Here is a 16,785-nt window from a genome sequence, read left to right as displayed (position 1 = left end):
TGAGCCTGACCAATGGTGCGGGGATTGGCGAAATCAGAATGCCTTGCTGCTGGCGAATTCGAGGCGCACGCGGCCGGCGGCCTGCAGCGCGCCAAGCTGTTCGATCAATTGGCGGCCGCTGAGGCTGGCCAGATCGGGATCGCTGAGATGAAGTGTGGCAACGCGGTTGCGCCCGGATTCCTTGACCGCATACAGGGCCTTGTCGGCCAGGGCCAAGGCTGTGTGCCAGTCTTGCCCGGTATTGTGTTCGAGCGGGAAGCCGACGATGCCAACCGAAGCCGTGATGCGGCCCGGCTCGCCCGGCTTGGCCGGCGAATGCGCCACCGCCTCGCGCAGGCGCTCGCCAATGCCCAACAGTTCGTCGCGGTGCGTACCCTGCAGCACGACCAGGAATTCCTCGCCGCCCCAGCGCACGAGAATATCGCTGGCACGGCCCACGCTGCGCAGCGCATCGGCCACGCGGCATAGCACCTGATCGCCGACGGCATGGCCCCAGGTGTCGTTGACAGCCTTGAAGTGGTCGATGTCGATCAGGGCCAGACCAAGCACGATGTCGGCAGCCTGATCCTGCCGCGCGCGCATCGTGCCCGCCACCAGCACGTCGATCTGATCTTGCAGGAAGCGGCGGTTGTGCAGGCCGGTCAGGGTGTCGGTGACACTGGCCTCGGCCAGCGTGCGGTTGGTGCGCTCCAGATCGGCCGTGCGTTCGGCCACGAGCGTTTCCAGCTCCTTCTTCTGGCGCAACAGACGGCGCTCGCGCAGACGGATCAAGGCCATCAGCGCAGCCAGACCGAGCAGCAGCACTAGTGCACGGAAGGTCGCGCCCTCGACAAAACGCGCCGGCACCACGATCTCGACCAGGGTGCTCGGCCCCCAGGGTTCATACAGATGGCGCGCCTGCACCTCCAGCTTCCAGCGACCAGGAGGCAGATGGTTGTACACGCCTTTGTTCTGCAAACCGGCCTCGATCCAGTCGCGGTCGAAGTCGACCAGGCGGTAGCGATAGGCGAGCGCATTGGCGCGCCGGAAATCGATGACCGAAAAGCCGATTTCCATATCGCGCACGCCTTGCGGCAGGGTGATCGGCGACAGGTGCATGCCGGCATCGAGCACGCCGGAGCTTTGACTACCTTCGCTGGTCGTCAGCACCAGCTGGCGTACCACGGGCAAGGATTCGCGCTCCCCATGCAGCGGCACAATCGCCAGGCCCGAGAGGGTCGGCAGCATCAGCGTGTCGCCCGCGATGGCGCCCTTGCCCATGCCCGCGCCATTGCAGCAGCGCACGCGCGACTTGCCCAGGCGCTCGCCCTGATCGAGCAGCAGCACTTCCAGATCGCGCACGGCCGGCTCGCTGCGCGCCAGCGTCGCGATCGGCACCCGATAGGCGCCTTCACTCGAGCTGACCACCAGATAGCCGCGGTACTCGGCCATGAAGAACACGCTCATGCTCGGCAGGCCGGCGGCCTTGTCCAGCAGCTTCCAGCCGTCGCCATCCTGGATGTACATCCCATCGTCATAGGTGCCGACGACGATGCGGCCATCGCTCAGTTGCAGCATGGTGCTGACGAATACCTGGCCCAGGCCAAGCTGATTGACGCGCTCGAAGCGCTTGCCGCGCTGGCGGAACAGGCCGCGCTCGGTGCCGACCCACAGCGCCCCGACGCTGTCGAACATCAGGCTGCGCACCATCTTTTCGTCCAGGCCCCGGCCCTCGCCGATGTCGCGCACCTGATCGTTGTCGTCAATCGTGAACAGGCCGCCACCACTGGCCACCCAGATCAGGCCGGAGCGATCCTGGAGCATGCCATTGATCTGCTTGCCGTTAAATTGCGGGAAGTTGGTCAGGCTGCCATCGGCCTCGCGCCGCGCCAGTGCGCCGCGCGTTCCGAACCAGAGCTGGCCGCGCGCATCCTGAAACGCCGAGTAGCCCGAGGTTTCGGGCAAGGCATCGGCACCGACCAGTGGCTCAAAACGGCCATCGCGCAGACGGTCGTAGCCGGCATTGTGGCCGACAACAACACCGTCAGGCGTGGGCAGCACGCTCCAGGTGCGCAGATCGCGCAGGCCTTCGAGCGTGCCAAGACTGCGCGCCCGCCCTTCAAATACATGACGCAGGCCCTGCTGATAACTGCCGATCCACAAGCTGCCATCGCGCCCGGTGAACAGGCTGATGATGCCGGCAAACCCCGTCGCCGTGGTGTCGCAGCCCTCGATCTCGCCGTTCGCGCCGATGCGATAAATGGTCGCATCGGTGGCCACCAGCAGACGGCCCTTGCCATCCAGACTCAGGGCTGTGACTTTCGGCGGCGTGCCCTTGCGCAGCACGACCGGCTGCACTTCCTCGTTCTCGTACTTGAACAGGCCGCGATTGGTCGCGATCCAGATGGCGCCGTGGGTTTTGGCCAAGGAAGCCACGGTCAGGCCGGCCAGCGCGGCATGGCTGCGCCGCGTCCAGTGCCCGTTTTTGAATTCGGCCAGCACACCGCCCTGGGCCGCCACCCACACGCTCGGACCATCGGCTAACAGTGCCTGCGGCCGCCCTTCCCAGCCCGGGACCGGGGCCATTGCGCCTTTGCTTTCAGCCAGCAAACTGTCGCCGGCGACCCAGATGCGGCCCGTGGCATCCTCGGCCAGATCGACGATCATGCCTGGCGACAGGGTCCCGAGCGGCTGCTCGATGAACTTGCCCTGCTCCCAACGCACGAGATTGCGCAGATTGGCGATCCAGATGCGGTCGCGCCGGTCGCGCAGCAGGCGCGTGATCCAGCTGCTGGCCAGCTTCGGCGTGTTGCTGCGGTCGAAGACATCGAAGCGCGAGCCATCGAAGCGCGCCAGGCCCTTTTCCGTGCCGATCCACAGCAGGCCTTCGCCGTCCTCGACCATCGCGTGCACCGAGATCTGCGGCAGGCCGCCTTCGGTGCTCCAGGTCTGGTAGGACATCTGGTTCAGCGGCAAATCCGCCGCGCGCGCACCGATGCCACAGAGCAGACCTGCAAACAACAGGCCGAGGAGGCAGCAATGGAAGAAACGGGCGCGCATGGTCCGCAAAAACAAACACCAGAAAGAATTGATAGACGGCAAGGATAGCGTACGCGAGGAAATGCCGTTCGCCAAGCGCAACGCAATGCATATGCGGAAATGAAAAAAGGCCTGACGATGTCAGGCCTTTCTGAATTTTGGTGGGAAGTGCAAGTTTCGAACTTGCGACCCCTGCAGTGTGAATGCAGTGCTCTACCCCTGAGCTAACCTCCCGAAGCGACCGCTATTATGACAGCGGTTTCGATTTTGTGCAAGCTATCGTGCAAACTATTTTCATTGAGCGGCTTGAACGGGCTCGGCCGGCGCTTCATAGCTGCGCCAGACGCAGGTGCCCTTCACGCCCTTGTCGATTCCATCGAGCACGGCGGCATGCGCCACCAGCTCGTCTTCGCGTGCGCCCAGCACCAGCACCTCGCCCAGGGCGACGGCTTCGAGTCCGTCGTCGACGGTTTCCATCGCCACTTCCAGGTCCATGCCCAGGCTGTGCTGGCCGCGCGTCATGGCCAGGTAGACTTCGGCCAGCAGCTCGGAGTCGAGCAAGGCGCCGTGCAGCGTGCGGTGGGCATTCGAAATGCCGTAACGTTCGCACAGGGCGTCGAGCGAGTTGCGCTTGCCCGGGTGCAGTTCCTTGGCGCTCAGATAGGTGTCGATGACGCCATTGGCGAAACTCGAAAACTCCGGCAGGCCCAGCAGCTTAAATTCGTGGTTGAGAAAACCCAGGTCGAAGGGCGCGTTGTGGATGATCAGCTCGGCGCCGTCGATGAAGTCGCGCAGGGCGTGCGCGATCTCGGCGAATTTCGGCTTGTCGCGCAGGAACTCGGTGGTCAGGCCGTGCACGGCCAGCGCCGCTTCGTCCGAATCGCGCTCGGGGTTGATATAACAGTGGAAATTGCGCCCGGTGAGCGCGCGGTTGACGATTTCCACGCAACCGACTTCGATGACGCGGTCGCCGTTGCGCGGACTCAGGCCCGTGGTTTCGGTATCGAGAACGATCTGGCGCATAGTGGAGTCGAAGAAGAAAGCCGGATTATATCAAGCACGTGCGCTGGCCACGCCGCGGTTGGCCAGGGCGTCGGCACGTTCATTGCCGGGGTGGCCGTTGTGGCCGCGCACCCAGCGCCATTCGACCTGATGGCGCGCCTGCGCGCTGTCGAGCGCCTGCCACAGGTCGGCGTTCTTTACCGGCTCCTTGGTCGAGGTCTTCCAGCCGCGCGCCTTCCAGCCGTGAATCCATTCCGAGATGCCCTTCTGCACGTACTGGCTATCGGTATGTAGCACCACCTGGCAGGGCCGGGTCAGCGCATTCAGGGCTTCGATCACGGCCAGCAGCTCCATGCGGTTGTTGGTCGTGTGCGCTTCGCCGCCGAACAATTCTTTTTCCTGACCATTGGCCACCAGCAGCGCGCCCCAACCGCCGGCGCCGGGATTGCCCTTGCAGGCCCCGTCCGTATAAATCTCGACTTTCGTCATGCTCACTTTCTATTGGTAACTGGCAGGGCCGCGCCCTTGCTGGCCGTGCTGCGGCTCCAGGCCGGACCGATCAGCTTCATGCCTTTCACGCGATTGACCGCTTGCACGATGTAGACGGCGCCCAAGGGCGACCACCAGCGTTGCCCGGCAGATTCGAGGAAGGCGAAGCGCTCGAGCCAGTGGCTGCTGCGCATCGGCGGCGCATAGCAGCCAAAATGGCTGCGGCTCACGCCCAGATTCAGCAATTTTAACCAGTCCTTCATGCGCAGCATAGAGATGAACTCGCCTTCGACCGGCAGGTAGGGGCTGCGCGTGATGCGGCCCCAGCCCTGGCGCAGACCCCACAGGCTGGCCGGATTGAAGCCGCAGATGATCAGCTGCCCCTCGGGGATCAGCACGCGCTCGACCTCGCGCAGCACCTGGTGCGGCTCGGCCGCGAACTCCAGCACATGCGGCAGCACCACCAGGTCCAGGCTTTGCGAGGGAAACGGCAGCTCTTCGAAATCGAGCACGAGCTCATGCGCGCGCTGGCCGCTATCGGGCGCGCGCGCCACCGGCGCACTGACGGCCAGCCATTTGTGCGGCATGCGGTTGGCACGCAGCGCGTCGATCTGCGGCAGGCCGATCTGCACGGCATGGAAGCCAAAGATATCGGCCGTCAGCGCGTCGAGACATTCCTGCTCGAAGGCGCGGACGTAAGCGCCGGCCGGCGATTGCAGCCATTCGTGCAGCGCTATAATGGACGTTTCGGACGCCGCGCTATCCATGCCTTCCTTTCCATGAATTCCGATTCGCGCTCCACGCTGGCGGTACTGCGGGTACCGGCATTTCGCGACAACTATCTGTGGCTTGTGCATGACGGGCAAGCCGCCCTGGTGGTGGACCCTGGCGACGCGGCCCCCATCAAACAGGCCCTGGCCGACCACGGCCTGCGCCTGACCGCCATTCTACTCACCCATCATCATGCTGACCACACCGGTGGCGTGGATGCCTTGCGCGCGCGCTGGCAGGCGCCGGTCTTCGGCCCGCGCCATGACGGCATCGCGGCGGTGGAACGGGCTGTCGGCGAAGGCGATCTGCTGCGCCTCGACTCGCCGGCCTGCAGCTTGCGCGTGCTCGACGTGCCGGGCCACACGCGCGGGCACATCGCCTATTACGCCGCCGACGCGGGCTTCCTGTTCTGTGGCGACACCCTGTTTGCGGGCGGCTGCGGCCGCTTGTTCGAAGGCAGTCCGGCGCAGATGCAGGCCTCGCTGCACAAGCTGGCCGCCTTGCCGCCCGACACCCAGGTGTTCTGCGCGCACGAATACACGGCCAGCAACCTGGCCTTTGCCGTCATGGTCGAGCCCGATAATGCGGCGCTGACAGCGCGCCAAACCGCCGTGGCCGCCGCGCGCGCCGCCGGTCAGGCCACCGTACCCAGCACCATCGGCCTTGAACGCGCCACCAATCCCTTCCTGCGCGTCGGGCAACCCACGATCCGCCATAGCCTGATCGCCGCTGGCCGCCTGAGCGACGATGCGGACACCGTCGCCGCCTTCGCCGCCTTGCGCCAATGGAAGAACGAGGCATGAAAGACGTCTTCGTCTATTACGACCCGGTCAGCCCCTATGTCTGGCTGGCCACCCATCAGTTCGGCCGTCTGCAGGACGCCGGTGCGCGCCTGCGGCTGCGGCCGGTGCTGTTTGCCGGCCTGCTCAACGCCAATGGCCAGAAGGGTCCGGCCGAGATTCCCAGCAAACGCGACTACACCTTCCGCGATGTGCTGCGCCAGGCGACGCGCCAGGGCCTGCGCTTTCGTGGGCCGCCCGGCCATCCGTTCAATCCGCTGCTGGTGCTGCGCATGGCCTGCGCACTGATCGACGAGGATGCGCGCCTGCGCTTTGCCGTCGCCGCCAGCCGCGCCTGCTGGGAAGATGGCGCCAACCTGTCCGACCCGGCCACGGCCGCCGCGATCGCCGAAGGCTGCGGCCTGGATGGTGCTGCCCTGCTGGCCGCTGCCGCCAGCGCGCCGGTCAAACAGGCCCTGGCCGACGCCACCGCCGCGGCCCTGGCGGCTGGCGTCTTCGGCGTGCCGGCCTTGGCTTGCGATGGCGAGATTTTTTGGGGCGCGGACCGCATCGACGCCCTGCTCTGGCACCTGGACGGCGGCCGGATCGACCAGGACACGCTGCAGGATTTCCTTGCCCGGCCGCCCCTGGCCCAGCGAAAATTGGCTGGAGGCTGAGTTTTTTTGTTGCTGTCGGAAAAAGCATACGCTTCCCGAGCTTTCCCGAATTACAATGTTCGGTTAAGAATTCAACAATAATTGCCCGAAACCATGCCTCCGTCCCGCTGTCCGGTGCGCCCTGCCTTGCCGAGGATGCGTGCTGCCCGAGTCTGACGCGCCTCCGGCGCCCTCCCCCGAGCGCGCGCGTCTGCGCCTGCTCGCGGCAGCGCTCGCCCTGCCGCTGGGGCCGGCTTTGGCCAGCACGGCAGAGAGCCTCAAGCGTTTGCAGGCCGCCGGTGGCGAGCCGATCGGGGTGATGTTTCCCGACATTGGCGAGCCCTTCCGCAAGCACTTCGCCGAGATTATCGAGGGCATCGAAGACGCCACCCATCTGCGCGCGCACGCGTTCCCGCTCGGGCCGGACACCAGCGGCACCGATGTCGGCGCCATGGCGCGCCGGGTCGGCACGCGCGTCATGGTGGCGCTCGGCGCACGCGCGCTCAAGCTGGTGCCCACGCTCGAGATGCCCGTCGTGCTCAGCGGCGTGAACGCCCTGCCCGAAGGCGACAAGCAGACCGGCATCAGCTTCACGCCCGACCCGGCCCTGCTGTTCGGCCAGGTCAAGGCCATCCAGCCGAATCTCAAACGGGTGTTCGTTGTCGCCAATCCCGCCAATGCCGACGCCCAGCTGCGCCTGGGACGCGAGGCGGCGCGCAGCCTGAGCCTGGAATTCGGCCTGTACGAGGCGCGCGACCTGGCCACCGCCGCGCGCCAGTACGAACAATGCTTTGGCGCGGCCGACGGGCGGCGCGATGCGATCTGGCTGCCGCACGACAACACCACGGTCGAGGAAGCGACGCTGATGCCGATCGTCCTGCGCGAGTCCTGGAACCGGGCCGTGCCGGTGTTCTCGAACAGCTTTGGCCATGTGAAAAAAGGCGCGCTGTTCGCCCTGTATCCCAACAATGTCGAGCTGGGCCGCTCGCTGGCCAACCTCGCGCTCGGCATGCTGGCCGGCGAAGCCAAACGCGGCATGAGCCCGCTGCGCGACGTCCTCAGCGCCATCAACACGCGCACGGCCAGCCACGTCGGCATCAGCTTGTCTACACGACAACTTCGCAACTTCGACTTCGTCTATCCAGAAGCTTGACCGATAGATACAGATTTCCCCCCTCGCCAATGCGCGGCTGACGTATACTCTGGCAAATATTTCCAAGCAAAAATAAAAAAAGACCACTGAGCTGCGTCATCCATGATGTGTGTTTTCAGCGACCGCGCCCAAACCGTGCGCGGCCTCAAAATTGTCGGACTGTCGCTTTGGCTGGCAGGCCTGGCCCTGCCCGCGGCGGGCGCCGACCTGCACGATGTCGCCAGCAGCGCGTCGGCCAGCGCCACCAGCCTGTTCATCGATCTGCCCGATGACGGCCTGGGCCTGCCGCCGCGCGCCCAGCTGCGCCCCATGACCCTGGCCCAGCTCGAAGACCAGCTGCGCCGGCCCGATGTGCAGGCCTCGCTGTCCAAGGGCACGATCGCTGTGCTGTTTCCGAATGTGGCCGAACCCTATCGCAGTGCCTACCTGACCATGATTCAGGGCATCGAGGAGCGCACGCACACCCATGTGCGCAGCTATCCGGTCGATGCGCGCATGGACACGAGCGATCTGCGCAACGAACTCAAACGCAATAACACGCGCGTCGTCATCGCGCTCGGCCGCCAGGGCATCCAGTCGGCCAACGGGCTCGACCGCGATATCCAGGTGCTGGTCGGCGGCGCCCTGCTGCTTTCGGGCGACGACGTCAACGCCACCGGCATCAGCCTGACGCCCGATCCGGCCGTGCTGTTCCAGCGCCTGAAGAGCCTGCTGCCCGAGGTGCGCCGCGTGCATGTCGTGTACGACCCGCGCAAGAGCGACTGGCTGCTGCGCGTGGCGCGCGAGGCGGCGCGCGCCCAGGGCCTGGAACTGAACGCCGTCCAGGCCAGCGACCTGGCCAGTGCCGCCCACCACTACAGCGCCCTGTTCGCTCAGGCCGACGCGCGCCGCGATGCCGTCTGGCTGCCGCACGACACCACCACGGTGGAAGAATCGACCCTGCTCCCGCTGATTCTGCGCGAGAGCTGGAACAGCAATATCCCCGTCTTCTCGAGCAATATCCTGCACGCGAAGAAAGGGGTGCTGTTCGCCATGACCCCCAACAATCTGGAATTGGGCAAGACGCTCGCGGCCTCGGCCATGGGCATGATCGCCGGGGACGTCCGGAAAAAGGGAGTGCAGCCCTTACGCGAACTGCACGCCGCCATCAATCTGCGTACGGCCAGCCATATGGGGCTTTCCATTGGCTATCAGCAGCAGCGCACTTTCGATTTCGTCTACCCGGAGCCATGATTTGATTTTCCGAAATTATCTGCGCCGGACAGGTTTTCGCCGCCAGCTCACGGTCATCATCTCGACCTCGATCTTCGCGCTCGCCCTGTTCTCTTCCCTGATGAACTCCTGGGAAGCCAGCTCAAGCATGCGCAATAACTCGATCGAACAGGGCCAGCACATTGCCGAAAACCTGGCACGCCAGTCGACCCTGGCACTGCTCTACCATTCGCCCGAGAACGCCCAGGAAGTGGTGGCCGCCACCCTGACCTTTCCCGACGTGCAGGCCGTGCAGATCACCGACACGCACCATGCGCTGCTGCTGGCGCGCGCCCAGCCGGGCGTGAAATTCGATGCCGCCGCCCTGCCCGCCACGGCACCGGTGCGCCCCGGCCTGACCAGCGAGAACTCGGATGCCTGGCATTTCACCGCGCCCGTGTACGGCGGCCAGGCCGAAGCCTCGCCCTTCGAACTGCAGGAGCGCGAGCCCCAGCTGCTCGGCTATGTGCACATCCAGGTCGGCAAGGACAATCTGAAGAAGCTGACCACCTCTCTGCTGCTGGGCAATCTGGCGATCACCTTCTCGTTTGCCGCCATCATGCTCGGCATTGTGCGCCTGGCCACGCGCAATATGATCACGCCCCTGAATGCCCTGTCGCAGCTGATGCGGCGCGCCGAGGCCGGCGAATCGGGCATGCGTGCGGCCGCCCAGGGCCCGCGCGACCTGATCCAGATGGCGACGGCCTTCAATAAGATGATGGACACGCTCGAATCGCGCGAAGCCGAACTCAAGGACTCGCGCGACCAGGCCGTCAGCACGGCCCTGATGAAAGCCCAGTTCGCCGCCACCGTCAGCCACGAGGTGCGCACCCCGCTCAATGGCGTGGTCGGCATGCTCGACATGCTGAAGGAGATGAACCTCAACAAGCGGCAGCAGGAATGCGTGGACGTGGCCTGGAATTCGGCGCGCACGCTGATCGACCTGATCAACAACATTCTCGACTTTTCGAAGATGGAAGCGGGCAAGCTGACGCTCGAAGAAGTCGATTTCGACCTGCGCCAGCTGGTCGAGGAAGTCATCGAGCTGGTCGCCAAGCAGGCCCAGCAGCGCGATGTCGAGCTTGGCTATATCGTCGGACCCGACGTGCCCGACCGCGTCAATGGCGACTCGCTGCGCCTGCGCCAGATTCTGATCAACCTGCTCGGTAACGCCGTCAAGTTCACCGAGCATGGCGAAGTGGCCGTGCGCATCAGCCGCGCCGAGGGCGAGCCCTTCGGTCTGCGCTTCGACGTGCGCGACACCGGCATCGGCATGACGGCCGAGCAGCAGGAAAATCTGTTCCAGTCTTTCGCCCAGGCCGATCCCTCGACCACGCGCAAATACGGCGGCACCGGGCTGGGCCTGGCCATCTGCAAGCAACTGGTCGGCCTGCTCGGCGGCGAGATCTGGGTCGAGAGCGCGCCCGACGAAGGCACGACCTTCAGCTTCACGATCTGCTGCAAGCCGGCCCAGCATCCGGTGACCGACCCCGAGGACAATGTGCTGGCCGGCCTGCGCATGATCGCCGTCGACGACAGCGACATCGTGCGCAGCTTCATCGAGCAGGCCCTGGGCCGCCACGGCATCGACATCCACACCACGCGCTGGGGCGGCGAGGCTCTGACCCAGCTGCGCCTGGCGGCCGACCAGCACCGCCCCTACAAGATCGTCATCATGGACATCGGCGCCACCGATGACGATGGCAAGGATCTGGCCCACGAAGTCGAGCACATCGCCCCCGGCACGCGCGTGCTGATTCTGGACCGCTACGGCACCCCGAACAGCTCGAAACTGGTGGACGGCTATACCTCGCTTGGCAAGCCGCTGCGCGAGGACCGCTTCATCGCCGCCCTGAAAGACCTGCTGCTCGAAGCGCCGCAGACGCCGAGCACCAATCAGGTGCGCTCGCCGGCCCTGCCGCGCAAGGAATACAGCATCCTCGTGGCCGAAGACAACCGCACCAATCAGATGGTGGCGGCCGGCATGCTGGCCATGAACGGCTGCGCCTGCGAATTCGCCTCCAACGGGCGCGAGGCGGTGGAAGCGGCGCGCACGCGCCAGTTCGACCTGATTCTGATGGACTGCTCGATGCCGGAGATGGACGGCTATGAAGCCACGGCCCATATCCGCGCCTTCGAGGAAAGCGCGGGCCGGCGCACGCCGCTGGTGGCGATGACGGCCAACACCCAGCGCGGCGACGCCGAAAAATGCCTGGCCGCGGGCATGGACGACTATCTGGCCAAACCGATCACGCTGGTGGAACTGCGCCAGAAGCTCGAGAAATGGCTGCCGCGCGCCGGCGAGGATCCGGACACCCGCCAGGCCGAGGCCGAGCGCGTGGACGAGTCGACCGAGCATCCGCTCGACCACACGATCTTCAACAAGCTGCGCGAGATTCTCGGCGCCTCGCTGCCGCAGGCGATCAGCCCCTTCCTGGAGGACACGCCGCGCTATCTGCAGGGACTCGACGACGCTCTCCAGGCGGGCGACGCCAGCGATGCGCGCGCCAAGGCCCACGCGATCAAGGGCTCGTCCGGCAATCTGGGCGCCGTCCATCTGGCCCAGTTCGCCAAGGAAGCCGAAGACCTGGCCGGCTTGGGCCAGCTCGACCAAATCGGCCCGCTGCTGCCGCGCCTGCGCAGCGCCTACACGGCCGTGGCCACCCTGCTCGCCAATGAAGTCAGCGGCAGCGACGGCATCAGCCCCGATGGCAGCGAAGAAGTGGCCCAGGTGCTGGTCGTCGACGACGACCGCAGCACCCGTTCGACCTTGCGCTTCACGCTGCAGCGCGACGGCTTCCGCGTGGAAGAAGCGGCCGATGGCGCCCAGGCGCTGCAGATGCTGCGCCGCTTCCAGCCCGATGTGATCCTGATGGACGCCGTGATGCCGGTGATGGATGGCTTCACGGCCTGCGCGCGCATGCAGGAGCTGCCGGGCGGGAACACGATTCCCGTGCTGATGATCACCGCGCTCGAGGACAATTCCTCGGTCGAGCGCGCTTTTGCGGCCGGCGCCAGCGACTATATTCCCAAGCCCATCCATTACGCCGTGCTGAGCCAGCGAGTGCGCCGCATCATCGAGGCCAACCGTGCCGAGAAGCGCATCCGCCACCTGGCCTACAACGACCTGCTGACCGGCCTGCCCAACCGCACCCTGTTCTTCGATCTGCTCGGCCAGGCCGTCGACCAGGCGCGCAAGGAGGCCAAGCAGCTGGCCGTGCTGTTCATGGACCTGGACCGCTTCAAATACGTCAACGACAACCTCGGCCACGATGTCGGCGACCGCCTGCTGGTCGCCGTGGCCCAGCGCGTGCGCCGCACCGTGCGCAACGTCGATGTGGTGGCGCGCCTGGGCGGCGACGAATTCACCGTGCTGCTGTCCGACGTCGACGGACCGGGCCCGGCCGCAACCGCCGCGCAGAACATCTGCCGCGTACTGTCCTCGCCCTTCCAGATCGACGGCCACGACATTTTCGTGACCTCCAGCGTCGGCATCGCCATGTACCCGAGCGACGGGCTGGACGTGGCCACCCTGGTCAAGCACGCGGACAATGCCATGTACCGCGCCAAGAAGACCAATACCGGCTTCCAGTTCTACGAGGCCTCGATGGAGCAGTCGCTGTCCGAGCATGTGCGCCTGGAGAGCGACCTGCGCCGCGCCATGGAAAACGGCGAGCTCGAAGTGCATTACCAACCGCAGGCGCGCCTCGACAGCGAGCAGATCATCGGCATGGAGGCGCTGGTGCGCTGGCGCCATCCGACCCGCGGCATGGTATCGCCGGCCGAGTTCATCCCGCTGGCCGAAGAGACCGGCCTCATCATTCCGCTGGGCGAATGGGTGCTGCGCACGGCCTGTGCTCAACTGAAGGCCTGGCTTGATGCCGGCATGACGCCGCTGCGCGTGGCCGTCAACCTGTCGGTGCGCCAGCTGCTGCAGAAGAACTTCTCCAGCATCATCGAAGACACCTTGGCCCAGACCGGTCTGCCGCCGCGCCTGCTGGAGCTGGAAATCACCGAAAGCACGCTGATGGAGCACGCCCAGGACACGCTGCAGATTCTGCACCGCCTGCGCACGCTCGGCATCCGCCTGTCGATCGACGATTTCGGCACCGGCTACTCGTCCTTGTCCTACCTGAAGCGCTTCCCGGTCGACATCATCAAAATCGACCGCTCGTTTGTGCGCGACGTGCCGGGCGACGTGGACGACGCCGCCATCGTCACCTCAATCATCGCGCTGGCGCACAGCCTGCGGCTGGAGGTGGTGGCCGAGGGCGTGGAAACCCTGGCCCAGCTGGAATTCCTGCGCGACCACCGCTGCGACCTGCTACAGGGCTACTACCTGAGCCCCGCCGTACCGGCCGCACAATTCACCGCCCTGCTCGAAAACAAGGCCGTCGGCGCATAAAAATCCCCCACAGAAAAAATGGGGTCAGACCCCATTTTTCCGATCGGATAAATGGGGTCTGACCCCGATTTGTCGGTGGGGCAAAAAAAAGCGGGCCGCGTGGGCCCGCTCGTCGACGCTGACGGCGTCTTAGACTTCTTCGTACAGCGGCAGGGTCAGGAACTCGGCGAAGCTGTCCGAGGTCGACATCGTTTCGAAAATCTCGGCCGCACGCGTGTAGGTCGGGCCATTGCCATTCGGGGCCACGGCCTGGACCTTGGCCAGCTCCTCCGGAATCATGGCGCGTACCATCTCGGCCGTGACCTTGCGGCCGTCCTCGAGCACGCCCTTGCTCGAACGGATCCACTGCCAGACCTGGGAGCGCGAAATCTCGGCCGTGGCCGCATCTTCCATCAGATTGTGGATGGGCACGCAACCGTTGCCGGCCAGCCAGCTGCCGAGGTAGTGGATGCCCACATTGATGTTGTAGCGCAGACCGGCTTCAGTGATCGGGGTCTCGGGCTGGAAGTTCAGCAGGTCGGCGGCCGTCACGTTGACGTCCGGACGCTGCTTCTCGATCTGGTTCGGCTTGTCGCCCAGCACCTTCGTGAACTCTTCCATCGCCAGGCCCACGAGACCCGGGTGGGCGACCCAGCCGCCGTCGTAGCCATCGCCGGCATCGCGCGCCTTGTCGTTGCGCACGCCGCCCATGGCGACGGCATTCTTCTCTTCGTCGCCCTTGATCGGGATCAGGGCCGACATGCCGCCAATGGCCGGTGCGCCGCGCTTGTGGCAGGTCTTCAGCAGCAGCAAGGCGTAGGCGCGCATGAACGGCGAGGTCATCGTCACCTTGCCGCGGTCGGCCAGGCAGAAGTCCTTGTCGACCTTGAACTTCTTGATGCACGAGAAGATGTAGTCCCAGCGGCCGGCGTTCAGGCCCGCGCTGTGTTCACGCAGTTCGTACAGGATTTCGTCCATCTCGAAGGCGGCGAGAATGGTTTCGATCAGCACCGTGGCCTTGATCGTGCCCTGCGGCAGGCCGAGCTCGTTCTGGGTCATGACGAAAATGTCATTCCACAGGCGCGCCTCAAGATGCGATTCCATCTTCGGCAGGTAGAAATACGGACCGGCGCCGCGGGCCAGCTGCTCTTTGGCATTGTGGAACATGAACAGCGCGAAGTCGAAGATGCCGCCCGAGATACGCTTGCCGTCGACCAGCACATGCTTCTCGTCCAGGTGCCAGCCGCGCGGGCGCACGACCAGGGTCGCGACCTTGTCGTTCAGCTTGTAGGACTTGCCATTCTGCTCGAGCGAGATCGTGCCGCGCACCGCGTCCATCATATTGATCTGACCGGTGATCTGGTTGTCCCAGTTCGGCGTGTTCGAATCCTCGAAGTCGGTCATGTAGGAGTCGGCGCCCGAGTTCAGGGCGTTGATCACCATCTTGCGCTCGACCGGGCCGGTGATTTCCACGCGGCGGCATTCGAGGGCCTTGGGAATCGGGGCGATTTTCCAGTCACCATTGCGGATATGGGCCGTCTCCGCCAGGAAGTCCGGACGCTCGCCGGCATCGAGGCGCTGGGCGCGGGCGACGCGGGCGGCCAGCAGTTCCTGCCGGCGCGGCTCGAAAGCGCGCGACAGCTTGGCGACCAGGGCCAGGGCATCGGGCGTCAGAACACGTTCATATCCAGGTTGGATGGCGCCGGTGATTTGCATGCCGGCCGGAAGGGTGAGGCTCATGTGGGCTCCTTGAGTGCTTGGTGGATCATATGGATTCCAGTATATTCACTATGAAGTCATTAAACGAGACAATTACTCACAACATTTGTGCGTTTTAGTAAAAGATCGCCATGGACCATTTCCGTCAGATTTCCACCTTTGTCGACGTGGTGGCGCGCGGCAGCCTGTCGGCCGCGGCCCGGGCCGAGGGCATTGCGCCGGCGATGATCGGGCGCCGCCTGGACGCCCTGGAAGCCCGCCTGGGCGTCAAACTGCTGACCCGCACGACGCGCAAGCTGGCCCTGACCAATGAGGGCGCGGCCTTCCTCGAGGACTGCCAGCGCATCCTCACCGATCTGGAGGATGCCGAGGCCGCAGTGTCGGAACGCAGCGCCCATGCCAGCGGCCATCTGCTTATTTCGGCCCCGGCCGGCTTTGGCCGCCAGCACGTGGCCCCGCTCGTGCCCTCGTTTCTGGCCGAGCACCGCGCCGTCACGATCAATCTGAATTTGTCGGACCGCATCGTGGACGTGGTCGGCGAAGGGGTGGACGTGGCGATCCGGATTGCCGCCCTGCCCGACTCCAGCCTGGTCAGCGTGAAGCTGGCCGACAACCACCGCGTGGTCGTGGCCACCCCGGCCTATCTGAAGCGGCATGGCCGCCCGCAAACCCTGGCCGATCTGGAACGCCACCAGTGTCTGGCCATTAGCAGCGAAGGCAGCCAGCGCGGCTGGACCTTCCGCGACAATGGCAAGCTCGTCACGCTGAAAGTCAGCGGCGCCATGGTCTGCAACGACGGCGCCGTCCTGCACGACTGGGCGCTGGCTGGCAAGGGCCTGGCCTGGCGCTCGATGTGGGAAGTCGGCCAGGACATCGAGGACGGCCGCCTCGTCAGCGTGCTCGACGATTACGCAGCGCCTGGCAACGACATCTATGCCGTATTCGCCCAGCGCCGCCATCTGCCGCTGCGCATCCGGGCATTTGTCGACTTCCTGCGCCACACCTACGCCCAGGCCGACTACTGGCGCCGGCGCTAGGCCACAAGCCCTCGACAGCGCGCGCGAGCAAGCAAACCCTTTCCCCAAAGATAAATCGGGGTCAGACCCCATTTATCTGGGCGGAAAAATGGGGTCTGACCCCATTTTTTCCGCTGGGAATGGGCAAAAAAAAATCCCCGGCATGCCGGGGATCTTTCTGAGTGCCGTGTGGATTACAGCGGCTGGATGTTCGAGGCTTGCTTGCCTTTCGGACCGGTGGTCACGTCGAACGAAACGCGCTGGTTTTCCTGCAGGGACTTGAAGCCTTGCGATTGGATAGCCGAGAAGTGCGCGAACAGATCTTCGCCGCCTTCGTCCGGAGTGATGAAGCCGAAGCCTTTCGAGTCGTTAAACCATTTGACGATGCCAGTTGCCATTACTAATTTCCTTTAGTGTTAAAGGGCTTGCGCCCGGGTAGATCGTTTGAAGAACAAGAAAGGAAATGACAGCAGACCTGCAAGACCAACTCGAACCAACGATCCATCATTATACCGGAGATAACGCCCAAATAACAAAATATTTGTTA

The 16,785-nt window shown here is 64.9% G+C and carries 12 protein-coding genes and 1 tRNA gene; 6 read left to right on the top strand and 7 right to left on the bottom strand.

All coding sequences use genetic code 11. The annotated features are described in order from the left end of the window. Positions 1-33: 33 nt before the first annotated feature. The 5 genes from LZ005_RS09865 to LZ005_RS09845 form a co-directional block, all read right to left on the bottom strand. Complete coding sequence (locus tag LZ005_RS09865) at positions 34-3,039, bottom strand: ligand-binding sensor domain-containing diguanylate cyclase (RefSeq protein WP_237807230.1); 3,006 nt, start codon at positions 3,037-3,039, stop codon at positions 34-36. Positions 3,040-3,177: 138 nt separating this feature from the next. Further along, positions 3,178-3,252: transfer RNA gene (locus tag LZ005_RS09860), tRNA-Val, on the bottom strand. 60 nt (positions 3,253-3,312) lie between these two features. Then, positions 3,313-4,041, bottom strand: coding sequence for a DNA polymerase III subunit epsilon (gene dnaQ / locus LZ005_RS09855; protein WP_237807228.1), 729 nt, complete (start codon positions 4,039-4,041; stop codon positions 3,313-3,315). 30 nt (positions 4,042-4,071) lie between these two features. After that, positions 4,072-4,509, bottom strand: coding sequence for a ribonuclease HI (rnhA, locus tag LZ005_RS09850; RefSeq protein ID WP_237807226.1), 438 nt, complete (start codon positions 4,507-4,509; stop codon positions 4,072-4,074). Positions 4,510-4,511: 2 nt separating this feature from the next. Then, positions 4,512-5,276 carry a class I SAM-dependent methyltransferase gene (locus LZ005_RS09845; RefSeq protein ID WP_237807212.1) on the bottom strand — a complete coding sequence of 255 codons (765 nt, stop codon included), beginning with the start codon at positions 5,274-5,276 and terminating at the stop codon, positions 4,512-4,514. Positions 5,277-5,288: 12 nt separating this feature from the next. Here LZ005_RS09845 and gloB point away from each other — a divergent pair, with 12 nt between their 5' ends. From gloB to LZ005_RS09820, 5 genes are all read left to right on the top strand, one after another. Then, positions 5,289-6,083 carry a hydroxyacylglutathione hydrolase gene (gene gloB / locus LZ005_RS09840; RefSeq protein WP_237807210.1) on the top strand — a complete coding sequence of 265 codons (795 nt, stop codon included), beginning with the start codon at positions 5,289-5,291 and terminating at the stop codon, positions 6,081-6,083. Beyond that, positions 6,080-6,736 (top strand): 2-hydroxychromene-2-carboxylate isomerase, encoded by a 657-nt coding sequence (locus LZ005_RS09835; protein WP_237807208.1) that lies wholly within the window; start codon positions 6,080-6,082, stop codon positions 6,734-6,736. Before gloB ends, LZ005_RS09835 begins: the two co-directional genes overlap by 4 nt. Before the next feature lie 139 nt (positions 6,737-6,875). Continuing rightward, positions 6,876-7,868 (top strand): ABC transporter substrate binding protein, encoded by a 993-nt coding sequence (locus LZ005_RS09830; protein WP_237807206.1) that lies wholly within the window; start codon positions 6,876-6,878, stop codon positions 7,866-7,868. 102 nt (positions 7,869-7,970) lie between these two features. Beyond that, positions 7,971-9,101: an ABC transporter substrate-binding protein gene (locus LZ005_RS09825; protein ID WP_237807198.1), complete on the top strand. Its 1,131-nt coding sequence runs from the start codon at positions 7,971-7,973 to the stop codon at positions 9,099-9,101. A gap of 4 nt (positions 9,102-9,105) precedes the next feature. Continuing rightward, the gene (locus tag LZ005_RS09820; RefSeq protein WP_373889318.1) at positions 9,106-13,524 is read left to right on the top strand and encodes an EAL domain-containing protein; all 4,419 of its coding nucleotides are present in this window, start codon (positions 9,106-9,108) and stop codon (positions 13,522-13,524) included. 129 nt (positions 13,525-13,653) lie between these two features. Here the strand turns inward: LZ005_RS09820 and aceB are convergent, their stop codons facing one another. Then, positions 13,654-15,243 carry a malate synthase A gene (gene aceB, locus LZ005_RS09815; protein ID WP_237807188.1) on the bottom strand — a complete coding sequence of 530 codons (1,590 nt, stop codon included), beginning with the start codon at positions 15,241-15,243 and terminating at the stop codon, positions 13,654-13,656. Positions 15,244-15,353: 110 nt separating this feature from the next. Between aceB and LZ005_RS09810 the strand changes: the two genes are divergently transcribed. Then, entirely contained in the window at positions 15,354-16,259 is a 906-nt protein-coding gene (locus LZ005_RS09810; protein WP_237807180.1) for a LysR family transcriptional regulator, read from the top strand. A gap of 173 nt (positions 16,260-16,432) precedes the next feature. On the opposite strand, the gene LZ005_RS09805 is transcribed toward LZ005_RS09810, so the two are convergent. Next, the gene (locus LZ005_RS09805; RefSeq protein WP_237807178.1) at positions 16,433-16,636 is read right to left on the bottom strand and encodes a cold-shock protein; all 204 of its coding nucleotides are present in this window, start codon (positions 16,634-16,636) and stop codon (positions 16,433-16,435) included. Positions 16,637-16,785 lie beyond the last annotated feature (149 nt).

The sequence above is a fragment of the Massilia sp. TS11 genome (genome assembly GCF_022012445.1).
Lineage (GTDB): Bacteria > Pseudomonadota > Gammaproteobacteria > Burkholderiales > Burkholderiaceae_D > Telluria.
The sequence above is the reverse complement of the archived record's forward strand: the minus strand, read 5'-3'. Positions and strand labels throughout refer to the sequence as shown.

Coding starts and splice junctions, on each gene's coding strand:
- dnaQ (WP_237807228.1), bottom strand. CDS start 4,041: ATGCGCCAGATCGTTCTCGATACCGAAACCACGGGCCTGAGTCCGCGC.
- LZ005_RS09805 (WP_237807178.1), bottom strand. CDS start 16,636: ATGGCAACTGGCATCGTCAAATGGTTTAACGACTCGAAAGGCTTCGGC.
- gloB (WP_237807210.1), top strand. CDS start 5,289: ATGAATTCCGATTCGCGCTCCACGCTGGCGGTACTGCGGGTACCGGCA.
- LZ005_RS09865 (WP_237807230.1), bottom strand. CDS start 3,039: ATGCGCGCCCGTTTCTTCCATTGCTGCCTCCTCGGCCTGTTGTTTGCA.
- LZ005_RS09810 (WP_237807180.1), top strand. CDS start 15,354: ATGGACCATTTCCGTCAGATTTCCACCTTTGTCGACGTGGTGGCGCGC.
- LZ005_RS09835 (WP_237807208.1), top strand. CDS start 6,080: ATGAAAGACGTCTTCGTCTATTACGACCCGGTCAGCCCCTATGTCTGG.
- aceB (WP_237807188.1), bottom strand. CDS start 15,243: ATGAGCCTCACCCTTCCGGCCGGCATGCAAATCACCGGCGCCATCCAA.
- LZ005_RS09825 (WP_237807198.1), top strand. CDS start 7,971: ATGATGTGTGTTTTCAGCGACCGCGCCCAAACCGTGCGCGGCCTCAAA.
- rnhA (WP_237807226.1), bottom strand. CDS start 4,509: ATGACGAAAGTCGAGATTTATACGGACGGGGCCTGCAAGGGCAATCCC.
- LZ005_RS09845 (WP_237807212.1), bottom strand. CDS start 5,276: ATGGATAGCGCGGCGTCCGAAACGTCCATTATAGCGCTGCACGAATGG.